The sequence below is a fragment of the Pseudomonas sp. BF-B-15 genome (assembly GCF_019946675.1).
Taxonomy (GTDB): domain Bacteria; phylum Pseudomonadota; class Gammaproteobacteria; order Pseudomonadales; family Pseudomonadaceae; genus Aquipseudomonas; species Aquipseudomonas migulae.
In genome coordinates this window covers 1-15518 of the sequence record NZ_JAGYFZ010000126.1, presented here as the reverse complement: position 1 = coordinate 15518, position 15518 = coordinate 1, and the positions used below count along the sequence as shown (strand labels likewise).

16 protein-coding genes are annotated in these 15518 nt (G+C 60.9%); 9 read left to right on the top strand and 7 right to left on the bottom strand.

The features are described 5' to 3' along the window. The first annotated feature begins 138 nt into the window (after nt 1-138). The 4 genes from potA to KGA97_RS26415 are packed head-to-tail and all read left to right on the top strand — an operon-like array spanning nt 139 to nt 4225. Complete coding sequence (gene potA / locus KGA97_RS26430; protein ID WP_207284525.1) at nt 139-1281, top strand: polyamine ABC transporter ATP-binding protein; 1143 nt, start codon at nt 139-141, stop codon at nt 1279-1281. Nucleotides 1282-1310: 29 nt separating this feature from the next. Then, nucleotides 1311-2192, top strand: a complete 882-nt coding sequence (locus tag KGA97_RS26425; RefSeq protein WP_162130710.1) for an ABC transporter permease subunit — start codon at nt 1311-1313, stop codon at nt 2190-2192. Beyond that, complete coding sequence (locus KGA97_RS26420; RefSeq protein ID WP_192228303.1) at nt 2189-3073, top strand: ABC transporter permease subunit; 885 nt, start codon at nt 2189-2191, stop codon at nt 3071-3073. The genes KGA97_RS26425 and KGA97_RS26420 overlap by 4 nt, the downstream gene beginning before the upstream one ends. A gap of 54 nt (nt 3074-3127) precedes the next feature. Continuing rightward, on the top strand, nt 3128-4225 hold the full coding sequence (locus KGA97_RS26415; RefSeq protein ID WP_192228304.1) for a polyamine ABC transporter substrate-binding protein: 1098 nt from the start codon (nt 3128-3130) through the stop codon (nt 4223-4225). 231 nt (nt 4226-4456) lie between these two features. Here KGA97_RS26415 and thpR read toward each other — a convergent pair whose 3' ends face one another. Next, the gene (gene thpR / locus KGA97_RS26410) at nt 4457-4996 is read right to left on the bottom strand and encodes an RNA 2',3'-cyclic phosphodiesterase (protein WP_223481791.1); all 540 of its coding nucleotides are present in this window, start codon (nt 4994-4996) and stop codon (nt 4457-4459) included. Between the two features lie 60 nt (nt 4997-5056). Here thpR and KGA97_RS26405 point away from each other — a divergent pair, with 60 nt between their 5' ends. After that, entirely contained in the window at nt 5057-5251 is a 195-nt protein-coding gene (locus tag KGA97_RS26405) for a hypothetical protein (RefSeq protein ID WP_192415742.1), read from the top strand. Between the two features lie 13 nt (nt 5252-5264). Here KGA97_RS26405 and KGA97_RS26400 read toward each other — a convergent pair whose 3' ends face one another. Then, a complete protein-coding gene (locus KGA97_RS26400) occupies nt 5265-5618 on the bottom strand; it encodes a DUF1428 domain-containing protein (protein WP_207284528.1) in 354 nt (117 codons plus the stop codon). 2 nt (nt 5619-5620) lie between these two features. Beyond that, nucleotides 5621-6706, bottom strand: coding sequence for a hypothetical protein (locus KGA97_RS26395; protein ID WP_223481790.1), 1086 nt, complete (start codon nt 6704-6706; stop codon nt 5621-5623). A 413-nt stretch (nt 6707-7119) separates the two neighbouring features. On the opposite strand from KGA97_RS26395, the gene KGA97_RS26390 reads away from it, so the two are divergent. After that, complete coding sequence (locus KGA97_RS26390) at nt 7120-7380, top strand: hypothetical protein (protein ID WP_008027230.1); 261 nt, start codon at nt 7120-7122, stop codon at nt 7378-7380. A gap of 16 nt (nt 7381-7396) precedes the next feature. On the opposite strand, the gene KGA97_RS26385 is transcribed toward KGA97_RS26390, so the two are convergent. Further along, a complete protein-coding gene (locus KGA97_RS26385) occupies nt 7397-8287 on the bottom strand; it encodes a LysR family transcriptional regulator (protein WP_223481789.1) in 891 nt (296 codons plus the stop codon). A 135-nt stretch (nt 8288-8422) separates the two neighbouring features. Here KGA97_RS26385 and KGA97_RS26380 point away from each other — a divergent pair, with 135 nt between their 5' ends. Continuing rightward, complete coding sequence (locus tag KGA97_RS26380; RefSeq protein ID WP_223481788.1) at nt 8423-9841, top strand: MFS transporter; 1419 nt, start codon at nt 8423-8425, stop codon at nt 9839-9841. 367 nt (nt 9842-10208) lie between these two features. Here the strand turns inward: KGA97_RS26380 and KGA97_RS26375 are convergent, their stop codons facing one another. Together KGA97_RS26375 and KGA97_RS26370 are read right to left on the bottom strand one after the other, a co-directional pair. Continuing rightward, a complete protein-coding gene (locus KGA97_RS26375) occupies nt 10209-10658 on the bottom strand; it encodes a cupin domain-containing protein (RefSeq protein WP_223449470.1) in 450 nt (149 codons plus the stop codon). Between the two features lie 138 nt (nt 10659-10796). Beyond that, the gene (locus KGA97_RS26370) at nt 10797-11183 is read right to left on the bottom strand and encodes a DUF1801 domain-containing protein (protein WP_223481787.1); all 387 of its coding nucleotides are present in this window, start codon (nt 11181-11183) and stop codon (nt 10797-10799) included. Nucleotides 11184-11391: 208 nt separating this feature from the next. On the opposite strand from KGA97_RS26370, the gene KGA97_RS26365 reads away from it, so the two are divergent. After that, entirely contained in the window at nt 11392-12768 is a 1377-nt protein-coding gene (locus KGA97_RS26365; protein ID WP_008039030.1) for a pyridoxal-phosphate dependent enzyme, read from the top strand. Next, a complete protein-coding gene (locus tag KGA97_RS26360; protein ID WP_008039031.1) occupies nt 12765-13943 on the top strand; it encodes a cystathionine gamma-synthase in 1179 nt (392 codons plus the stop codon). The genes KGA97_RS26365 and KGA97_RS26360 overlap by 4 nt, the downstream gene beginning before the upstream one ends. A 166-nt stretch (nt 13944-14109) precedes the next feature. Here the strand turns inward: KGA97_RS26360 and KGA97_RS26355 are convergent, their stop codons facing one another. After that, the gene (locus KGA97_RS26355) at nt 14110-15210 is read right to left on the bottom strand and encodes a polyamine ABC transporter substrate-binding protein (protein ID WP_223481786.1); all 1101 of its coding nucleotides are present in this window, start codon (nt 15208-15210) and stop codon (nt 14110-14112) included. Nucleotides 15211-15518 lie beyond the last annotated feature (308 nt).

The window sequence follows — 15518 nt, the reverse complement described above, 5'->3', positions numbered from 1 at the left end:
GATATCGACTGACATACCGTCTTCGCGGGCAAGCCTCGCTCCTACAGGGGGTTGCGCCAACCGAATGCCCCGGGCTTGCAATCCACTCTTAAGTCAGGCCGCGTTGGCCCGACGACTGAAACCTGTTGGGAGTTTCACATGGCAAACGCCTCCAGCATTTACAGGAAGGCTCTTGAAGGTCACCAGGCACCGAAAAAGGTGTTGGTGAAAGTCGACCGCGTCACCAAGAAATTCGACGAAACCACCGCAGTGGACGATGTTTCGCTTGAGATTCATCAAGGGGAAATCTTCGCCTTGCTCGGCGGTTCCGGTTCCGGCAAATCGACGCTGCTACGCATGCTCGCCGGCTTCGAGCGCCCGACCGAAGGGCGGATCCTGCTCGATGGCGTGGACATCACCGACATGCCGCCGTACGAACGGCCGATCAACATGATGTTCCAGTCGTACGCCCTGTTCCCACACATGACCGTCGCACAGAACATTGCCTTCGGCCTCAAGCAGGACCGTTTGCCCGCCAGTGAAATCGACGCCCGCGTGGAAGAGATGCTGCGCCTGGTGCACATGACCCAATACGCCAAACGCAAACCCCATCAACTGTCCGGCGGTCAGCGTCAGCGTGTCGCCCTCGCCCGCTCCCTGGCGAAACGTCCGAAGCTGTTGTTGCTCGACGAACCGATGGGCGCGCTGGATAAAAAACTGCGTTCGCAGATGCAGCTTGAGCTGGTGGAAATCATCGAGCGCGTTGGCGTGACCTGCGTGATGGTGACCCACGACCAGGAAGAGGCCATGACCATGGCCCAGCGCATCGCGATCATGCACCTGGGCTGGATCGCCCAGATCGGTAGCCCGGTCGACATTTACGAAGCCCCGGTCAGCCGCATGGTCTGCGAATTCATCGGCAACGTGAACGCCTTCGAAGGCACCGTTGTCGAGGACCTTGAAGGTCACGCGATCATTCACAGCAAGGATCTGGAGCAGAAGATCTACGTCGGCCACGGCGTCAGCACTTCGGTGGAGGACAAGTCCATCACCTACGCGATCCGTCCGGAAAAACTGCTGGTCAGCACCACCCAACCCGAGTCCCGCTACAACTGGTCCAGCGGCAAGGTGCATGACATCGCCTACCTCGGCGGTCACTCGGTGTTCTATGTCGAACTGCCTGGCGGCAAAGTCGTGCAGTCGTTCATGGCCAACGCCGAACGCCGTGGCGCGCGTCCGACCTGGGACGACAAGGTCTACGTGTGGTGGGAAGACGACAGCGGCGTGGTACTGCGCTCATGAAAACACTCAATCAGCGGTTCATGCGGCTGATGCCGAGTGGTCGAAAGCTCGTCATCGGGATTCCATTCCTGTGGCTGTGCCTGTTTTTCCTGTTGCCGTTCTTCCTGGTGATGAAGATCAGCTTCTCGGAAGCGGCGCTGGCCATTCCTCCTTACTCCGAGATCTACACCTTCGCCGAACAGAAACTCCAGCTGTTCCTCAACGTCGGCAACTACCTGCTGCTGACCGAGGATGAGTTGTACATCTCGGCTTACTTCGGTTCGTTGAAGGTCGCGTTTTTCAGCACGCTGATGTGCCTGGTGATCGGTTTCCCGATGGCCTACGCGATCACCAAGGCAAGCAAGGAAGCGCAAAACGTCTTGCTGCTGTTGATCATGATGCCGACCTGGACTGCGATCCTGATCCGCGTGTATGCGTGGATGGGCATCCTCAGCAACAACGGTTTGCTCAACGCGTTTTTGATGTGGACCGGGCTCACCGATCACCCAATCGAGATCCTCAACACCAACACGGCCGTGTATATCGGCGTGGTCTACGCCTACTTGCCGTTCATGGTCTTGCCGCTGTACGCCAACCTGGTCAAGCACGATCAAAGCTTGCTGGAAGCGGGTTCGGACCTGGGGTCGAGCAACTTCAACAACTTCTGGAAAATCACCGTGCCGCTGGCCAAGAACGGGATCATCGCCGGCTGCATGCTGGTGTTCATTCCGGTGGTCGGTGAGTTCGTGATTCCGGAACTGCTGGGCGGCCCGGAAACCCTGATGATCGGCCGTGTGCTGTGGCAAGAGTTCTTCAACAACCGCGACTGGCCGGTGGCGTCTGCCCTGGCGGTGGTGATGCTGTTGATCCTGATTGTGCCGATCCTGTTGTTCAACCGTAGCCAGGCCAAAGAGATGGAGGGTCGGGGATGAAACGCTTCGGATTTTCAAAGTTCATGCTGATTTTCGGCCTGTCGTTTATCTACCTGCCGATGCTGATCCTGGTGATCTACTCGTTCAACGCCTCGAAACTGGTGACGGTGTGGGGCGGCTGGTCGGTGAAGTGGTACGTCGGCTTGCTCGACAACTCGCAACTGATGGGCTCGGTGGTGCGCTCGCTGGAGATTGCCTGCTACACCGCGATTGCAGCGGTGGCGCTGGGGACTTTGGCGGCGTTCGTGCTGACTCGCGTCACGCGCTTCAAGGGCCGTACGCTGTTTGGTGGCCTGGTCACCGCGCCGTTGGTGATGCCTGAAGTGATCACCGGCCTGTCGCTGTTGCTGCTGTTCGTGGCCATGGCGCAGCTGATCGGCTGGCCGATGGAGCGTGGCATCGTCACCATCTGGATTGCCCACACCACGTTCTGTGCCGCTTATGTCGCGGTGGTGGTTTCCGCCCGCCTTCGTGAGCTGGACCTGTCCATCGAAGAAGCGGCCATGGACCTCGGGGCGAAACCGTTCAAGGTGTTTTTCCTGATCACCATCCCGATGATCGCGCCGTCACTGGCGGCCGGCGGCATGATGTCGTTTGCGCTGTCGCTGGATGACCTGGTGTTGGCGAGTTTCGTATCCGGCCCAGGCTCGACGACCTTGCCAATGGAAGTGTTCTCGGCGGTGCGTCTGGGCGTGAAGCCTGAGATCAACGCCGTGGCCAGCCTGATACTGCTCGCCGTTTCGATTGTGACCTTCATGGTCTGGTACTTCAGCCGCCGCGCCGAAGCCAGCCGCAAACGGGCGATCCAGGAAGCGATGGACCAGACCGCCAGCGAATCCTGGCAGCAACCGAAAAAGCAAATGGTAGAAGCGACGGCCTAGTGCCGTCGCGTTTCACAGCTTTGCGTACTGAATAAAAAAAATGGAGTTGTACCGATGAAAATGTTTGGCAGGACTCTGCTGACACTGTCCTTATTGGGCGCGATGGCTACCGGCGCCCAGGCCAATGACAAGGTACTGCGCGTCTACAACTGGTCGGATTACATCGCCCCGGACACCGTCAAGAAGTTCGAAGACGAGACCGGTATCCGCGTGACCTACGATGTGTTCGACAGCAACGAAACCCTTGAGGCACGCCTGCTCGCAGGCAAATCCGGCTACGACATTGTCGTGCCGTCCAACAGCTTCCTGGCCAAGCAGATCAAGGCTGGCGTCTATCAGGAACTGGACAAGTCGAAGCTGCCGAACTGGAAAAACCTCAACCCGGTGTTGCTGAAAAACGCTTCGGCCAGCGACCCGGGAAACGGTCACGCCTTCCCGTACATGTGGGGCTCGATCGGCATCGGGTTCAACCCGGCCAAGGTCAAGGAAGTGCTCGGTGCCAATGCGCCGACCAACTCCTGGGACTTGCTGTTCAAACCGGAAAACGCCGAGAAACTGAAAGCCTGCGGCATCAGCTTCCTCGACTCACCGACTGAAATGCTGCCCGCCGCCCTGCACTATCTGGGCTACCCGGTGAACTCGCAGGACAAGGCGCAGATCGCCGAAGCTGAAGCGCTGTTCATGAAGATCCGGCCGTCGGTGGCGTATTTCCATTCGTCGAAGTACATCTCCGACCTGGCCAACGGCAACATCTGCGTCGCTGTCGGTTATTCCGGCGACGTGCTGCAAGCCAAGGCTCGCGCACAGGAAGCGGGCGACAAGGTGAAAATCGAATACAGCATTCCGAAGGAAGGCGCCGGCAGTTTCTACGACATGGTCGCAATCCCACGGGATGCGGCGAACGTCGACAACGCCTATCTGTTCATGAACTTCCTGATGCGCCCGGACATCATCGCCGAGATCACCAACAACATCGGCTACAGCAACGCCAACGCGGCGGCGACGCCCTTGGTGGATGAAGCGATTCGCGATGACCCGGGCTCGTATCCGCCCTTGGCCGTGATGGCGACGTTGTATGCGATTCCGGACATGCCGATCGGGGTTCAGCGGGTGATGACCCGGGGCTGGACGCGGGTGAAGCTCGGGAAATAATTGAGCCCCTTTGTAGGAGCGAGGCTTGCCCGCGAAGGGTCCGGCACATTCAACATTAATAGCGACTGACACACCGTCTTCGCGGGCAAGCCTCGCTCCTACAGGGGCATTGGGTTTTTACTGTTTACCGTTCACGCAGCGCCTTACCACCGCTGCACTCCTCTCTGACGAACGGCCTCACCTGGCTTCCTCGGTTAAGGTGAGTTCGGCGCCCTCCTCGGGCGCCTTTTTTTATGCCGGCACCAGCGGCCATTCGGCCAGCGCCCGATAGCGGCCCTTGTGGGATTCAAACAACACAAATCGATCCGCCCGCAGAAAAAACTCCGGCGGCGTCGTCGACTCAGGCACCGGCGCCCGATAGTCGCGCATCAATGTCAGATGCGGCCTGAATTCCTTGTGTGCCTCTTCAAACCCGAACGGCAACATCGCCTGCTCCAGCGCATACACCAGCCGCAGCAACTCCGGCGGTGCCTGTTCCGGTGCGAGCACCAACACCCCGGCCCTGCGCCACACATCCAGGCGATCCAGCGCCAACCGCAACGTCGCACCCGGCACGCGCACCTTTGCTGCCGCCGCGCAGATCTCGGCAATCTGCGCCACCTCCACAGCGCCCAAAAACAGCAACGTCAGATGGAAGTTTTCCACCGGCACCGGACGCCCGATGCGCAATTGCAGCGCGCTGCGCCATTGGGCAATCGCCTTGCGCTGTTCGGGTGGGCAATCCAATGCAAAAAACAGCCGTTTGACCGGCTCCGGGGTTTCGTCGCTCACGCCTGGCACCTCCTGACATGCACGTTATAGTTGAACCAACCGAATAAACGGGACGGGGCCATGCGAGAGATCATCAGCAAAGAGCCATGGTGGGCCGTGCCACCGCAACCGGGTCAGGATGAGTCAGAGCTGGAATGGGGCTGGCTGGTTCACTATAGCGAAGGTGAACCGCGTTTCGAGTTTGTCAAAGAGCGACCGACTGACAGCGAGATCCGCAATCGCAAGAGTTGCAGGATCACCCCGACGCCGGAGTGATCCTGACACGCACTCAGGCCTGCAAGAGGATGTTGAAGCCACCGAAGATCATCCGCTGACCATCGAACGGCATCGGGTTGACGTCTTGTTGCATGCGCGGGTCGGCCATCAATTTCTGCATGCCGGCATCGCGGGTGGGCTTGTCCGGCCAGACGATCCAGGAAAACACCACCGTTTCGTCGTCCTTGAGCTTCACGGCCAGCGGAAACGAAGTCACTTTGCCATCAGGCACATCATCGCCCCAGCATTCGACAATGCTCAGGGCGCCGTTTTCCTTGAAAATCACAGCGGCGGATTCCGCGTGTTTCTTGAATTTTTCGCGGTTGGCACTGGGCACCGCAAAGACACAGCCATCGACGTAAGACATGGTCATTCTCCTGCCGGGGGTTGAGGGTCGATCTGCGGTTTAGTCGGTTCGGACGGGCTCCAATCGACAGCGCCGCTGCCCGAACTGACCGACGGTACGTCGGCACTCCCCGCCAGGTTGCCCTCGATCTGCCCTGCCATGTACAACGTCCCCGCCATCACACCGGTGGTCGGGTTCTGCACCAGTTTTATCCAGGCCTTGTCGAACGTGTTGCCCAGGCTGCTGCGAATCAGCGCCTCGCTGTCCGGTCGGTCGTTGGCCTGAATCAGTGCGCGAATCCCCGCCACGCCCAAGGTAATCAAGCCTCCAGCGATTTTTCCCGCCGCTGCGGACACCGCGCTGGCGGCACCGCGCGGGGCCATTTCGGCTTCCATCCGCTGGCTGGCGCGCTTGGCCACCGGCGCCATGGCTTGGTCAGTGGAATCAACGCCCTTGCTACCGCCGGCCTTGTGGATCTTGTCGATCAGCGCCGCGTACGCCGGCAGGGTGTTGAGCGGCTGGGTGTGCACGACCTGGTACAGCGAAGCGTCTCGCGCGGGTGGCGGTCCGAGGGCGATGGCCGGGATTTTCTGGATACGGCCATTGAGCTGGGCCATGGGCACGCCGTGACGCTGGGAGATTTTTTGCAGTTCTTCCTGAAGAATATCCACGTAGAACGCCGTGGCCAGACCGAGGATCTGGTCGGGATCAATCTCGACCGCGACCGGGGCCAGAACGCGTTTCTGGTATTGCTCCAGCAGATAGGCCGCCAGGCGTTTCGACGAGGCATCCTGCTCGCCCTGGGCGCTGAGGCTGTACCAGCTGACTTTCATCGACAGCCATTCCTGGGTCCAGTAACTGCTGAACCAGGGAATGAATTTTTCTTCGGTCAGTTGATAGACCCGGGTTCGCCAGTAGTCCATGGCGCCGCGCGAATAGATTTTTGCCTGTTCGGTGGCCGATTGCGACGCGGCGACGATGTCCCGGTCCACCTGCTGCCAGGTGCTCTGGGAAATGACCACGGGCGGCGCAGGCGCCGGGGCACGCGCAGGCGTGACGCATCCCGCCAACACCAGCAGCACGGCGACGATCAGCGAACGCAGGTTCAAGATCGTGGTGTCCTAAAGTCTTCCCCCGAACAGGATATTCAGGGGTTAAAGCGCCCTGATTTGAGTATAGGCGGCGGACTCTCAGGTTGATGGTGTTGCTGATGGCCTCTTCGCGGGCAAGCCTCGCTCCTACAGATGACTGGTGTCCCGCGGATATCCCTGTAGGAGCGAGGCTTGCCCGCGAAGGGTCCCTCAAGAACACCGCAAAACCCGACCATCACTCACATCGATATTCACCATCGCCGCGAATGCCTTCCGCTCATGAACCGTCAGCGTAGGATCAACTTCAACCCGACACACAACCCCGAACCGGAGGGGCAAATCATGTTGATCCATCTGCTGACCTGCCTGGCCCTGACAGCCTTCACGCTGACCGTTTTTTCGTGGTACGTCCTGACCGAGGAGCGCACATCATGATCCACACCGTCACCCTCGCCGTGAGCTTTCCGGTGTTCGGCAACAACTATTACTCGCAGCAGGCCGTCTCGCGCAAAGTGCTGTCGCTGGTGTTCGACAAGAACTTCGAAGCGCTGCTGATGCCCGCCGCCGGCAACCACTTCAGCAACGAAGTGGTCGGCCTCAACGATCAATTCCGCTTTTTGAATGATGTGCTGGCCGAACATCTGCTGGATGCCGAGCTGGCCCAACACACCTCGCGGTCGTTCAGTTTTTGAGACTGACCGTCACTGGCTATTGCGCACAGACCTCACGAACACACCCCCGCAACCAGCGATGCACCGGATCGGCGTCCAGACGCGGATGCCAGAGCATCGCGACGGTGAATTCCGGCAAGGCAACCGGCAGCGAAAAACTGTGCATGCCCGCCCGCAGGTTTTCGGTGTGGCGTTCAGGAACGGCAGCGATCAAATCGGTGGCTCGGGCAAGCGCCAACGCGGTCGAGAAACCGGCAACGATGGTCGCGATCTGCCGTTCCAGTTGCAGCGCCGCCAGCGCTTCATCGACAGGCCCCTTGTCGAGCCCGCGCCGCGAAACGCTGATGTGACCGCCCGCCGCATAACGTTCCGGAGTGATCTCGCCCTGACTCAACGGATGACCCACACGCACCACGCCGATGAATCGGTCACGAAACAAACCCTGGGTCCTTAACTCAGGCCCGGCGGCCTTCCCCACCACACCGGTTTCCAGATCAACGGTCCCGTCCCGCAGCGACGTGCTGTCCTTGTCAGGTTTGTGCATGAAGCGCAGCAGCACGCCCGGCGCTTGCTCGGCGACCCGGGCGATGAGCGGCGCGCCAAAGGTCTCCACAAAGCCCTCGCTGGTGCGCAACGTGAACGTGCGGGCCAATTGTTTCAGGTCAGGCTGTTGCGCCGGGCGCAGCACCGCTTCGGCGTCCTGCACCAACTGGCTGACCCGCTCGCGCAATTCCAGCGCCCGAGGCGTGGCAACCAGTCCGCGCCCGGCCCGGACCAGCAACGGGTCACCGGTGGTTTCGCGCAACCTCGCCAACGCCCGGCTCATCGCCGACGGGCTCAGCCGCAAGCGTTTGGCCGCGCGCGCCACGCTGCCTTCGGCGAGCAGCACATCAAGGGTGATCAGCAAATTGAAATCGGGAGTCGACATGCGTTGCCCCACGGCCGGGTGAGATGGCGTTTGACGCACGAGTAGAGTGCAACCCGTGCGCCTTCCGCCATGTTAGGCGCCAACGTAGATTTCTGATAGCTCCACTTCGGGAGTGGCCAGATCCAGAGGGACAGCATGAAGCCGACTATCGCAATCGTGGACAACGCAACACAGACACCCGCCGTGCGCTGGGCATTGGTCAGCCTTTCGCTGTCGATGCTGCTGTCGTCACTCGGCACCAGCGTCGCCAACGTCGGTTTACCGACGCTGGCCCAAGTGTTCGGTGCAACCTTTCAGGACGTGCAGTGGGTCGTCATCGCGTATCTGCTGGCGATCACCACGCTGATCGTCAGCGTCGGAAGGCTCGGTGACCTGATCGGCCGCCGCCGGTTGCTGCTCGGCGGCATCGGCGTGTTCACCCTCGCCTCGGCGCTGTGCGCGTGGGCACCGACATTGGGCATGTTGATTGGCGCCCGAGCCCTGCAAGGGCTCGGCGCGGCGATCATGATGGCGCTGACCATGGCCTTCGTCGGTGAGACCGTGGCGAAAGCCAAAACCGGCAGCGCCATGGGGTTGCTCGGGACGATGTCGGCGATTGGCACCGCACTGGGGCCATCGCTGGGTGGCCTGTTGATCAGTGGATTCGGTTGGCAGGCGATGTTCCTGATCACCGTGCCATTGGGCCTGATGACGCTGCTGCTTGCGCATCGCTACCTGCCGGCGGATCGGCAGCAGGCAACCACCGGGAGCGCCCGTTTCGACGCGTGGGGCACGCTGGTATTGGCACTGACGCTGGCGGCGTATGCGCTGGCCATGACATTGGGCCGTGGCCATTTCGGGCTGCTTAATATCGGTTTGCTGTTGGCGGCGGGGTTCGGCGTGGGGCTCTTCGTTTTGGTTGAAATGAAAGTCGCTTCGCCGCTGATACGGCTGGCGATGTTTCGCAACCCGGTGCTGAGCGCGAGCCTGGCCATGAGCACACTGGTCGCGACGGTGATGATGGCAACGCTGGTGGTCGGGCCGTTTTATCTGGCCCACGGGCTTGGGCTGAAGGCGGTTGTGGTGGGCATAGTGCTCGCGGTCGGGCCCTGTGTCGCGGCCCTGACAGGTGTGCCCGCCGGCCGGATCGCCGACCGATTCGGCGCCCAACGGATGACTGTCGCCGGGCTGATCGCCATGGCCGTCGGGTGCCTGGTGTTATCGGTGTTGCCGCTGACAGTTGGCATCGGCGGGTACGTTGCGCCGATGGTGGTGATCACGCTCGGCTATGCCGTATTCCAGACGGCCAACAACACCACGGTCATGAGCGATGTGCAGCCCGATCAGCGCGGCGTTGTCTCGGGCATGCTCAATCTGTCGCGAAACCTGGGATTGATCACCGGTGCCTCGGCATTGGGCGCTGTATTTGCCCTCGCCTCGCAGGCGGCCGACATCACCCTGACACCACCCGAAGCCGTGGCCCACGGCATGCGGGTCACCTTCGCGGTAGCGTTGGGGCTGATCGTTGTTGCACTGGGCGTCGTGCTAGCCCGCCGAACGCTGAAACCTTTGTAGGAGCCGGCTTGCTGGCGATGGCGGCGTATCAATCACCATTGATGTTGGCTGACACACCGCTATCGCCGGCAAGCCGGCTCCTACAAGTGCGGGAGTGTTCCGGGAATGTCCGGTTGACATAAATCCTGTAGGAGCCGGCTTGCCGGCGATGGCGGCGTATCAATCACCCTTGGTGTTGGCTGACACACCGCTATCGCCGGCAAGCCGGCTCCTACAAGTGCGTATATGGATGGGGAATGTTCGGTTGACGTAAATCCTGTAGGAGCCGGCTTGCCGGCGATGGCGGCGTATCAATCACTATTGATGTTGGCTGACACACCGCTATCGCCGGCAAGCCGGCTCCTACAGGGATTTGCGTGCCTTTGGCTTACTGTTTGATCACAACCAGCGGTTCGCCTTTCTTCACGATGTACGTTGCCAGTTCGGAGCCGGTTTTGGTTCCGATGTTCTTCGCGACGTGCGCAACGCCGGCCGGGATGTACAGCGAATCACCGGCTTTCAACGTGACCGGTGGCTGCCCTTCCAGTTGATATTCGAACGTGCCGTCGATGACATAAGCCACCTCCACGCCGGGATGGGAGTGGTTGGGCGACGAGATGCCCGGATCGATATCAACCCGTACCTGGATCACTTCACGACCGTCGACATCGAGGTCCTTTTTCAGGAGATCGGTGCGATGAATCCCTGTCTGCCAGCTTTTTGCAGGGGCCTTCACTTCCTCGGCCTGAGACATCCCGGAGAACGCCGCGAGTGCGGCAGTGGTGGCAACAGCGACGCCAAGCATTCTGGCGGTGTGACGAGCGTTGATACGGAACATGGCATTTCTCCGGGTGATACCGTTGTGGTGCCCCATTAAGCGGCCGTCGTGTATCGGGGACGTGTCGCGGATGCCATGGTTTTGTAAGCCAAGATAGCTGCGGCCCCGAGGGATACACGGGGATACAAACCGGCCGACTCATTTGGAGGTGTTGAGCACCACCGCCGCCCGGATCAGCGCCTTCAATGCATTTTCATCAAGCGTCTCGCCTTCATGCACATCAATCGCCCGGCGGGTATTGCCTTCCAGGCTGGCGTTGAAGAGATGGGCAGGATCGTCCAGCGCAGCGCCTTTGGCGAAGGTCATTTTCACCGCCGTTTTGTACGTCTCGCCCGTGCAGATGATCCCGGCATGCGACCACACCGGCACGCCCCTCCACTTCCACTCCTCGACCACGTCGGGGTCGGCCTGTTGGATGATCGCCCTGACGCGCGCGAGCGTCTCGCCCCGCCAGTCATTCAATTCCCTGATTCGTGCGTCGATCAGCGCAGAGGCCGATTCGCCCCCGCTGCTTTCCTTCGTCATGGTGCTCGCCCTCGGCCGATGGTGGTCGCTTGAGTATTGCCGACTCGGGGATTCTCTCCAGCAATCAGGTGACCGGCTGGTCGCACAAAGTTGCGAGAGGCGCATTCGCGGCCTATGGTCCAAACGATGCATTGCTGGCGACTGGCGTGCGATGGCTCGCCGCCGGTTGCTGTCCTTCCCGTGCGAATTTTCGCAAAGAGGTGACAACATGCCGAACGACTCCCGCCCTGCCGTGCTTGAACTGATCGGCAATACGCCGCTGGTGCGCGTCAGCCGCTTTGACACGGGCCCGTGCACCCTGTTTCTGAAGCTCGAATCACAGAACCCCGGCGGCTCGATCAAGGACCGCATCGGCCTGGCGATGATCGACGAAGCCGAGCGCGACGGCCGGCTGAAATCTGGCGGCACCATCGTCGAGGCCACCGCCGGCAACACCGGCCTTGGACTGGCCTTGGTCGGTCGCGCCAAGGGCTATCGGGTGGTGCTGGTGGTGCCGGACAAGATGTCCACAGAGAAAGTCTTGCACCTCAAGGCCATGGGTGCCGAGGTGCACATCACCCGCTCCGACGTCGGCAAGGGCCATCCCGATTATTACCAGGACGTCGCGGCACGGCTGGCGCTGGAAATTCCCGACGCATTCTTCGCCGATCAGTTCAACAACCCGGCCAACCCGCTCGCCCATGAGTGCAGCACCGCACCGGAGATCTGGGCGCAAACCCAGCATGACGTGGATGCGATTGTCGTCGGCGTCGGCTCGGCCGGCACGCTGACCGGGCTGACCCGTTTCTTCAAGCGCGTACAGCCCAATCTGGAAATGGTGCTGGCCGACCCCATCGGTTCGGTGATGGCCGAATACAGCCGCAGCGGCACCATGCAGACGCCCGGCTCGTGGGCGGTGGAAGGCATCGGTGAAGACTTCATCCCCTCGATTGCCGACCTGTCCAGCGTGCGCCACGCCTATTCAATCAGCGACGAGGAAAGCTTCGATCACGCCCGCCAACTGTTGCGCGCCGAAGGCATTCTCGGCGGTTCTTCGACCGGCACCCTGCTGGCGGCGGCGCTGCGTTACTGCCGCGAACAAACCACGCCCAAACGCGTGGTCAGCTTCGTCTGCGACACCGGCACCCGCTACCTGTCGAAGGTCTACAACGACCAGTGGATGAACGATCAGGGCTTGCTCAAGCGCAAACCTTATGGCGACCTGCGCGATGTGATCGCACGACGTTTCGAGGATGGCCGGGTGATCAGCGTCGGCCCGGACGACACGTTGCTGACGGCATTCCAGCGCATGCGCCTGGCGGATGTGTCGCAATTGCCGGTGCTGGCGGACGGCAAGCAACTGGTCGGCGTGATTGACGAATCCGACATTCTGCTGGGCATGCAGGAAGATCCTTCACACTTCCGCTTGACCGTGGCCAGCGCAATGACCGACAAAGTAGAAACCCTGCCGCCCAGCGCCAGCCTGGAAAAGCTGCAGGCAGAACTCGATCGCGGGCTGGTCGCGATCATCGCCGACGCCTCGGGCTTCCACGGCCTGATTACTCGCGTCGACCTGCTCAATCATTTGCGGAGATCCCTTGCATGAGTCAACACGATGAAAACGCCGCGGCACGCGCCTTTGCCACTCGGGTGATCCACGCCGGGCAAACGCCGGACCCGACCACCGGCGCATTGATGCCACCGATTTATGCCAACTCCACCTATTTGCAACAAAGCCCTGGCGTGCACAAGGGTTTCGATTACGGGCGCTCGCACAACCCGACGCGCTTCGCCCTGGAGCGTTGCGTCGCCGACCTGGAAAGCGGCACCCAGGCCTTCGCGTTCGCCTCCGGGCTGGCGGCGATTTCCACGGTGCTGGAACTGCTCGACGCCGGTTCGCACATCGTGTCCGGCAATGACCTGTACGGCGGGACGTTCCGACTGTTCGACAAGGTGCGTAAACGCAGCGCCGGGCACCGCTTCAGCTTCGTCGACCTGACGGACCTCGCGGCGTTCGAAGCGTCGTTGCAGGACGACACCAAAATGGTCTGGGTCGAGACGCCGAGCAATCCGTTGCTGAGCCTGACCGACCTCGCCGCCGTCGCACGTATCTGCCGCGACCGCGACATCATCTGCGTCGCCGACAACACCTTTGCCAGCCCATGGATCCAGCGCCCGCTGGAGCTGGGTTTCGACATCGTGCTGCACTCGACCACCAAATACCTGAACGGCCACTCCGACGTGATCGGCGGCATCGCCGTGGTCGGGCAGAACCCGGAACTGGCGCAACGCCTGGGTTTCCTGCAGAACTCGGTGGGCGCGATCGCCGGCCCGTTCGACGCGTTTCTGACCCTGCGCGGCGTGAAAACCCTGGCGCTGCGCATGGAGCGTCACTGCAGCAACGCGCTTGAGTTGGCGCAATGGCTGGAGCGCCAGCCGCAAGTGGCGCGCGTCTACTACCCGGGCCTGCCGTCGCACCCGCAGCATGAATTGGCGAAGCGGCAGATGCGCGGTTTCGGCGGGATGATTTCTGTCGATCTGAAGAGTGATCTGGCGGGTGCCACGCGCTTCCTTGAGAGCGTACGGATATTCGCCCTGGCCGAGAGTCTGGGCGGCGTGGAAAGCCTGATCGAGCACCCGGCGATCATGACCCACGCCACCATCCCCGCAGAAACCCGTGCACAGCTGGGGATTGGCGACGGGCTGGTGCGGTTGTCCGTGGGGGTTGAGGATGTCGAGGATCTGCGTGCCGATTTGGCGCAGGCGCTGACGCGGATCTGAACAAAACGGGGGTTCGGTGGCATGACACCGAACCTGTAGGAGCCGGCTTGCCGGCGATGGCAGTGTGTCAGCCAACATTAATGCTGATTGATCTACCGCTATCGCCAGCAAGCCGGCTCCTACAGGGGAATGCGTAAGGCAGGCCGATTGCGCTCCGCCTCGGGTGTTATTCGCCGGACTTGATGCTCGTCCAGACCCGTGTGCGCACCCGCTCAAGCTTTTGCGGCAGCGGTTGCACCACATACAGGGTTTTCAACGCTTCGCTGGTCGGCGTCAGGTTCGGGTTACCGGTGATCTCTTTGTTGATCAGCGCAAGCGAGTCCTTGTTGGCGTTGGGGTAGCCGAGGAAATCACTGATCGGGGCGATGACTTTCGGGTCCAGCAAGGTGTTGAGAAACTCGTGGGCCTCCTCCACGTTCTTCGCGCTTTTTGGAATCGCAAAGGTATCAAACCAGATCGGCGCGCCCTCCTTCGGCAAGCGCCAGTCGACCACTACGCCGTTGCCCGCTTCCTTGGCGCGATTGCCGAACTGGTAGAAGCTGCCGGAATAGCCGATGGCGACGCAGATGTCGCCGTTGGCGATGTCGGTCATGTACTTGGCGGAGTTGAAGTAGGTGACGTAAGGGCGAATCTTCAGCATCAATGCCTTGGCTTTTTCGTAGTCTTCCGGGTTCTGGCTGTTGGGGTCCAGCCCCAGATAGTGCAGCGCCAACGGCAGGATTTCCGAAGGTGAGTCGAGCATGGCGACGCCACAGGATTTCAGCTTCTGCATGTTCTGCGGGTTGAACACCAGATCCCAACTGTCCACCGGCGCATTCTCGCCCAGCGCGGCCTTGACCTTGGCCGGGTTGAAACCGATCAGCACGGTGCCGTACATGTAGGGCACGCCGTACTGGTTGCCCGGATCGTTCTTGTCCAGCAATGCGAGCAGTGCCGGGTCCTGATGTTTCCAGTTCGGCAGCTTGGTCTTGTCGAGTTTCTGGAATACACCGGCCTTGATCTGGGTTTCGATGAACTGGTTCGACGGCACCACCAGGTCGTACCCCGAGTTACCGGTCAGCAGCTTGGCTTCCAGCGATTCGTTGGTGTCGAAGGTGTCCCAGGTCACTTTGATTCCGCTTTTCTGGGCGAAGTCCTTGGGCACGGACGGCAGGATGTAGTCCGCCCAGTTGTACACCCGCAATTCCCGCTGTTCGGCGTGCACGGCACTGGCCAACAGCGTCAGCCCACAAACAGTGGCGCCCAGTATGCGTTTCATCATGACCATGAATGAATTCCCCAAATGTGTCGCTCGTTGGTTTTTATGTTCTGTACACGGCAGGCCTTAAAAATTGCCCAGGGCAAGGAAAACAGGATTTCAGTTGTGGATTCGCAAGCGTGCTGAAACAGCAATGCTGCTTCGATTCTTGCTGACGAACGAGTGAGTTCATAGTGCGAGGTCGGCCAAAAGGAGATCGAAATGGCCAATATCGGTGTCCCGGTGGATCCGGTGGCGGAAGACGCCCTGATCACCCTGTTGTACGCAATCCCTGTAGGAGCCGGCTTGCTGGCGATAGCGGTTGGCCAGGCAACATC

Excerpts from the sequence above, each read along its gene's own strand:
- potA (WP_207284525.1), top strand. The coding sequence starts at position 139 with ATGGCAAACGCCTCCAGCATTTACAGGAAGGCTCTTGAAGGTCACCAG.
- KGA97_RS26425 (WP_162130710.1), top strand. The coding sequence starts at position 1,311 with ATGCCGAGTGGTCGAAAGCTCGTCATCGGGATTCCATTCCTGTGGCTG.
- KGA97_RS26420 (WP_192228303.1), top strand. The coding sequence starts at position 2,189 with ATGAAACGCTTCGGATTTTCAAAGTTCATGCTGATTTTCGGCCTGTCG.
- KGA97_RS26415 (WP_192228304.1), top strand. The coding sequence starts at position 3,128 with ATGAAAATGTTTGGCAGGACTCTGCTGACACTGTCCTTATTGGGCGCG.
- KGA97_RS26405 (WP_192415742.1), top strand. The coding sequence starts at position 5,057 with ATGCGAGAGATCATCAGCAAAGAGCCATGGTGGGCCGTGCCACCGCAA.
- KGA97_RS26400 (WP_207284528.1), bottom strand. The coding sequence starts at position 5,618 with ATGTCTTACGTCGATGGCTGTGTCTTTGCGGTGCCCAGTGCCAACCGC.
- KGA97_RS26390 (WP_008027230.1), top strand. The coding sequence starts at position 7,120 with ATGATCCACACCGTCACCCTCGCCGTGAGCTTTCCGGTGTTCGGCAAC.
- KGA97_RS26385 (WP_223481789.1), bottom strand. The coding sequence starts at position 8,287 with ATGTCGACTCCCGATTTCAATTTGCTGATCACCCTTGATGTGCTGCTC.
- KGA97_RS26380 (WP_223481788.1), top strand. The coding sequence starts at position 8,423 with ATGAAGCCGACTATCGCAATCGTGGACAACGCAACACAGACACCCGCC.
- KGA97_RS26375 (WP_223449470.1), bottom strand. The coding sequence starts at position 10,658 with ATGTTCCGTATCAACGCTCGTCACACCGCCAGAATGCTTGGCGTCGCT.
- KGA97_RS26370 (WP_223481787.1), bottom strand. The coding sequence starts at position 11,183 with ATGACGAAGGAAAGCAGCGGGGGCGAATCGGCCTCTGCGCTGATCGAC.
- KGA97_RS26365 (WP_008039030.1), top strand. The coding sequence starts at position 11,392 with ATGCCGAACGACTCCCGCCCTGCCGTGCTTGAACTGATCGGCAATACG.
- KGA97_RS26360 (WP_008039031.1), top strand. The coding sequence starts at position 12,765 with ATGAGTCAACACGATGAAAACGCCGCGGCACGCGCCTTTGCCACTCGG.
- KGA97_RS26355 (WP_223481786.1), bottom strand. The coding sequence starts at position 15,210 with ATGGTCATGATGAAACGCATACTGGGCGCCACTGTTTGTGGGCTGACG.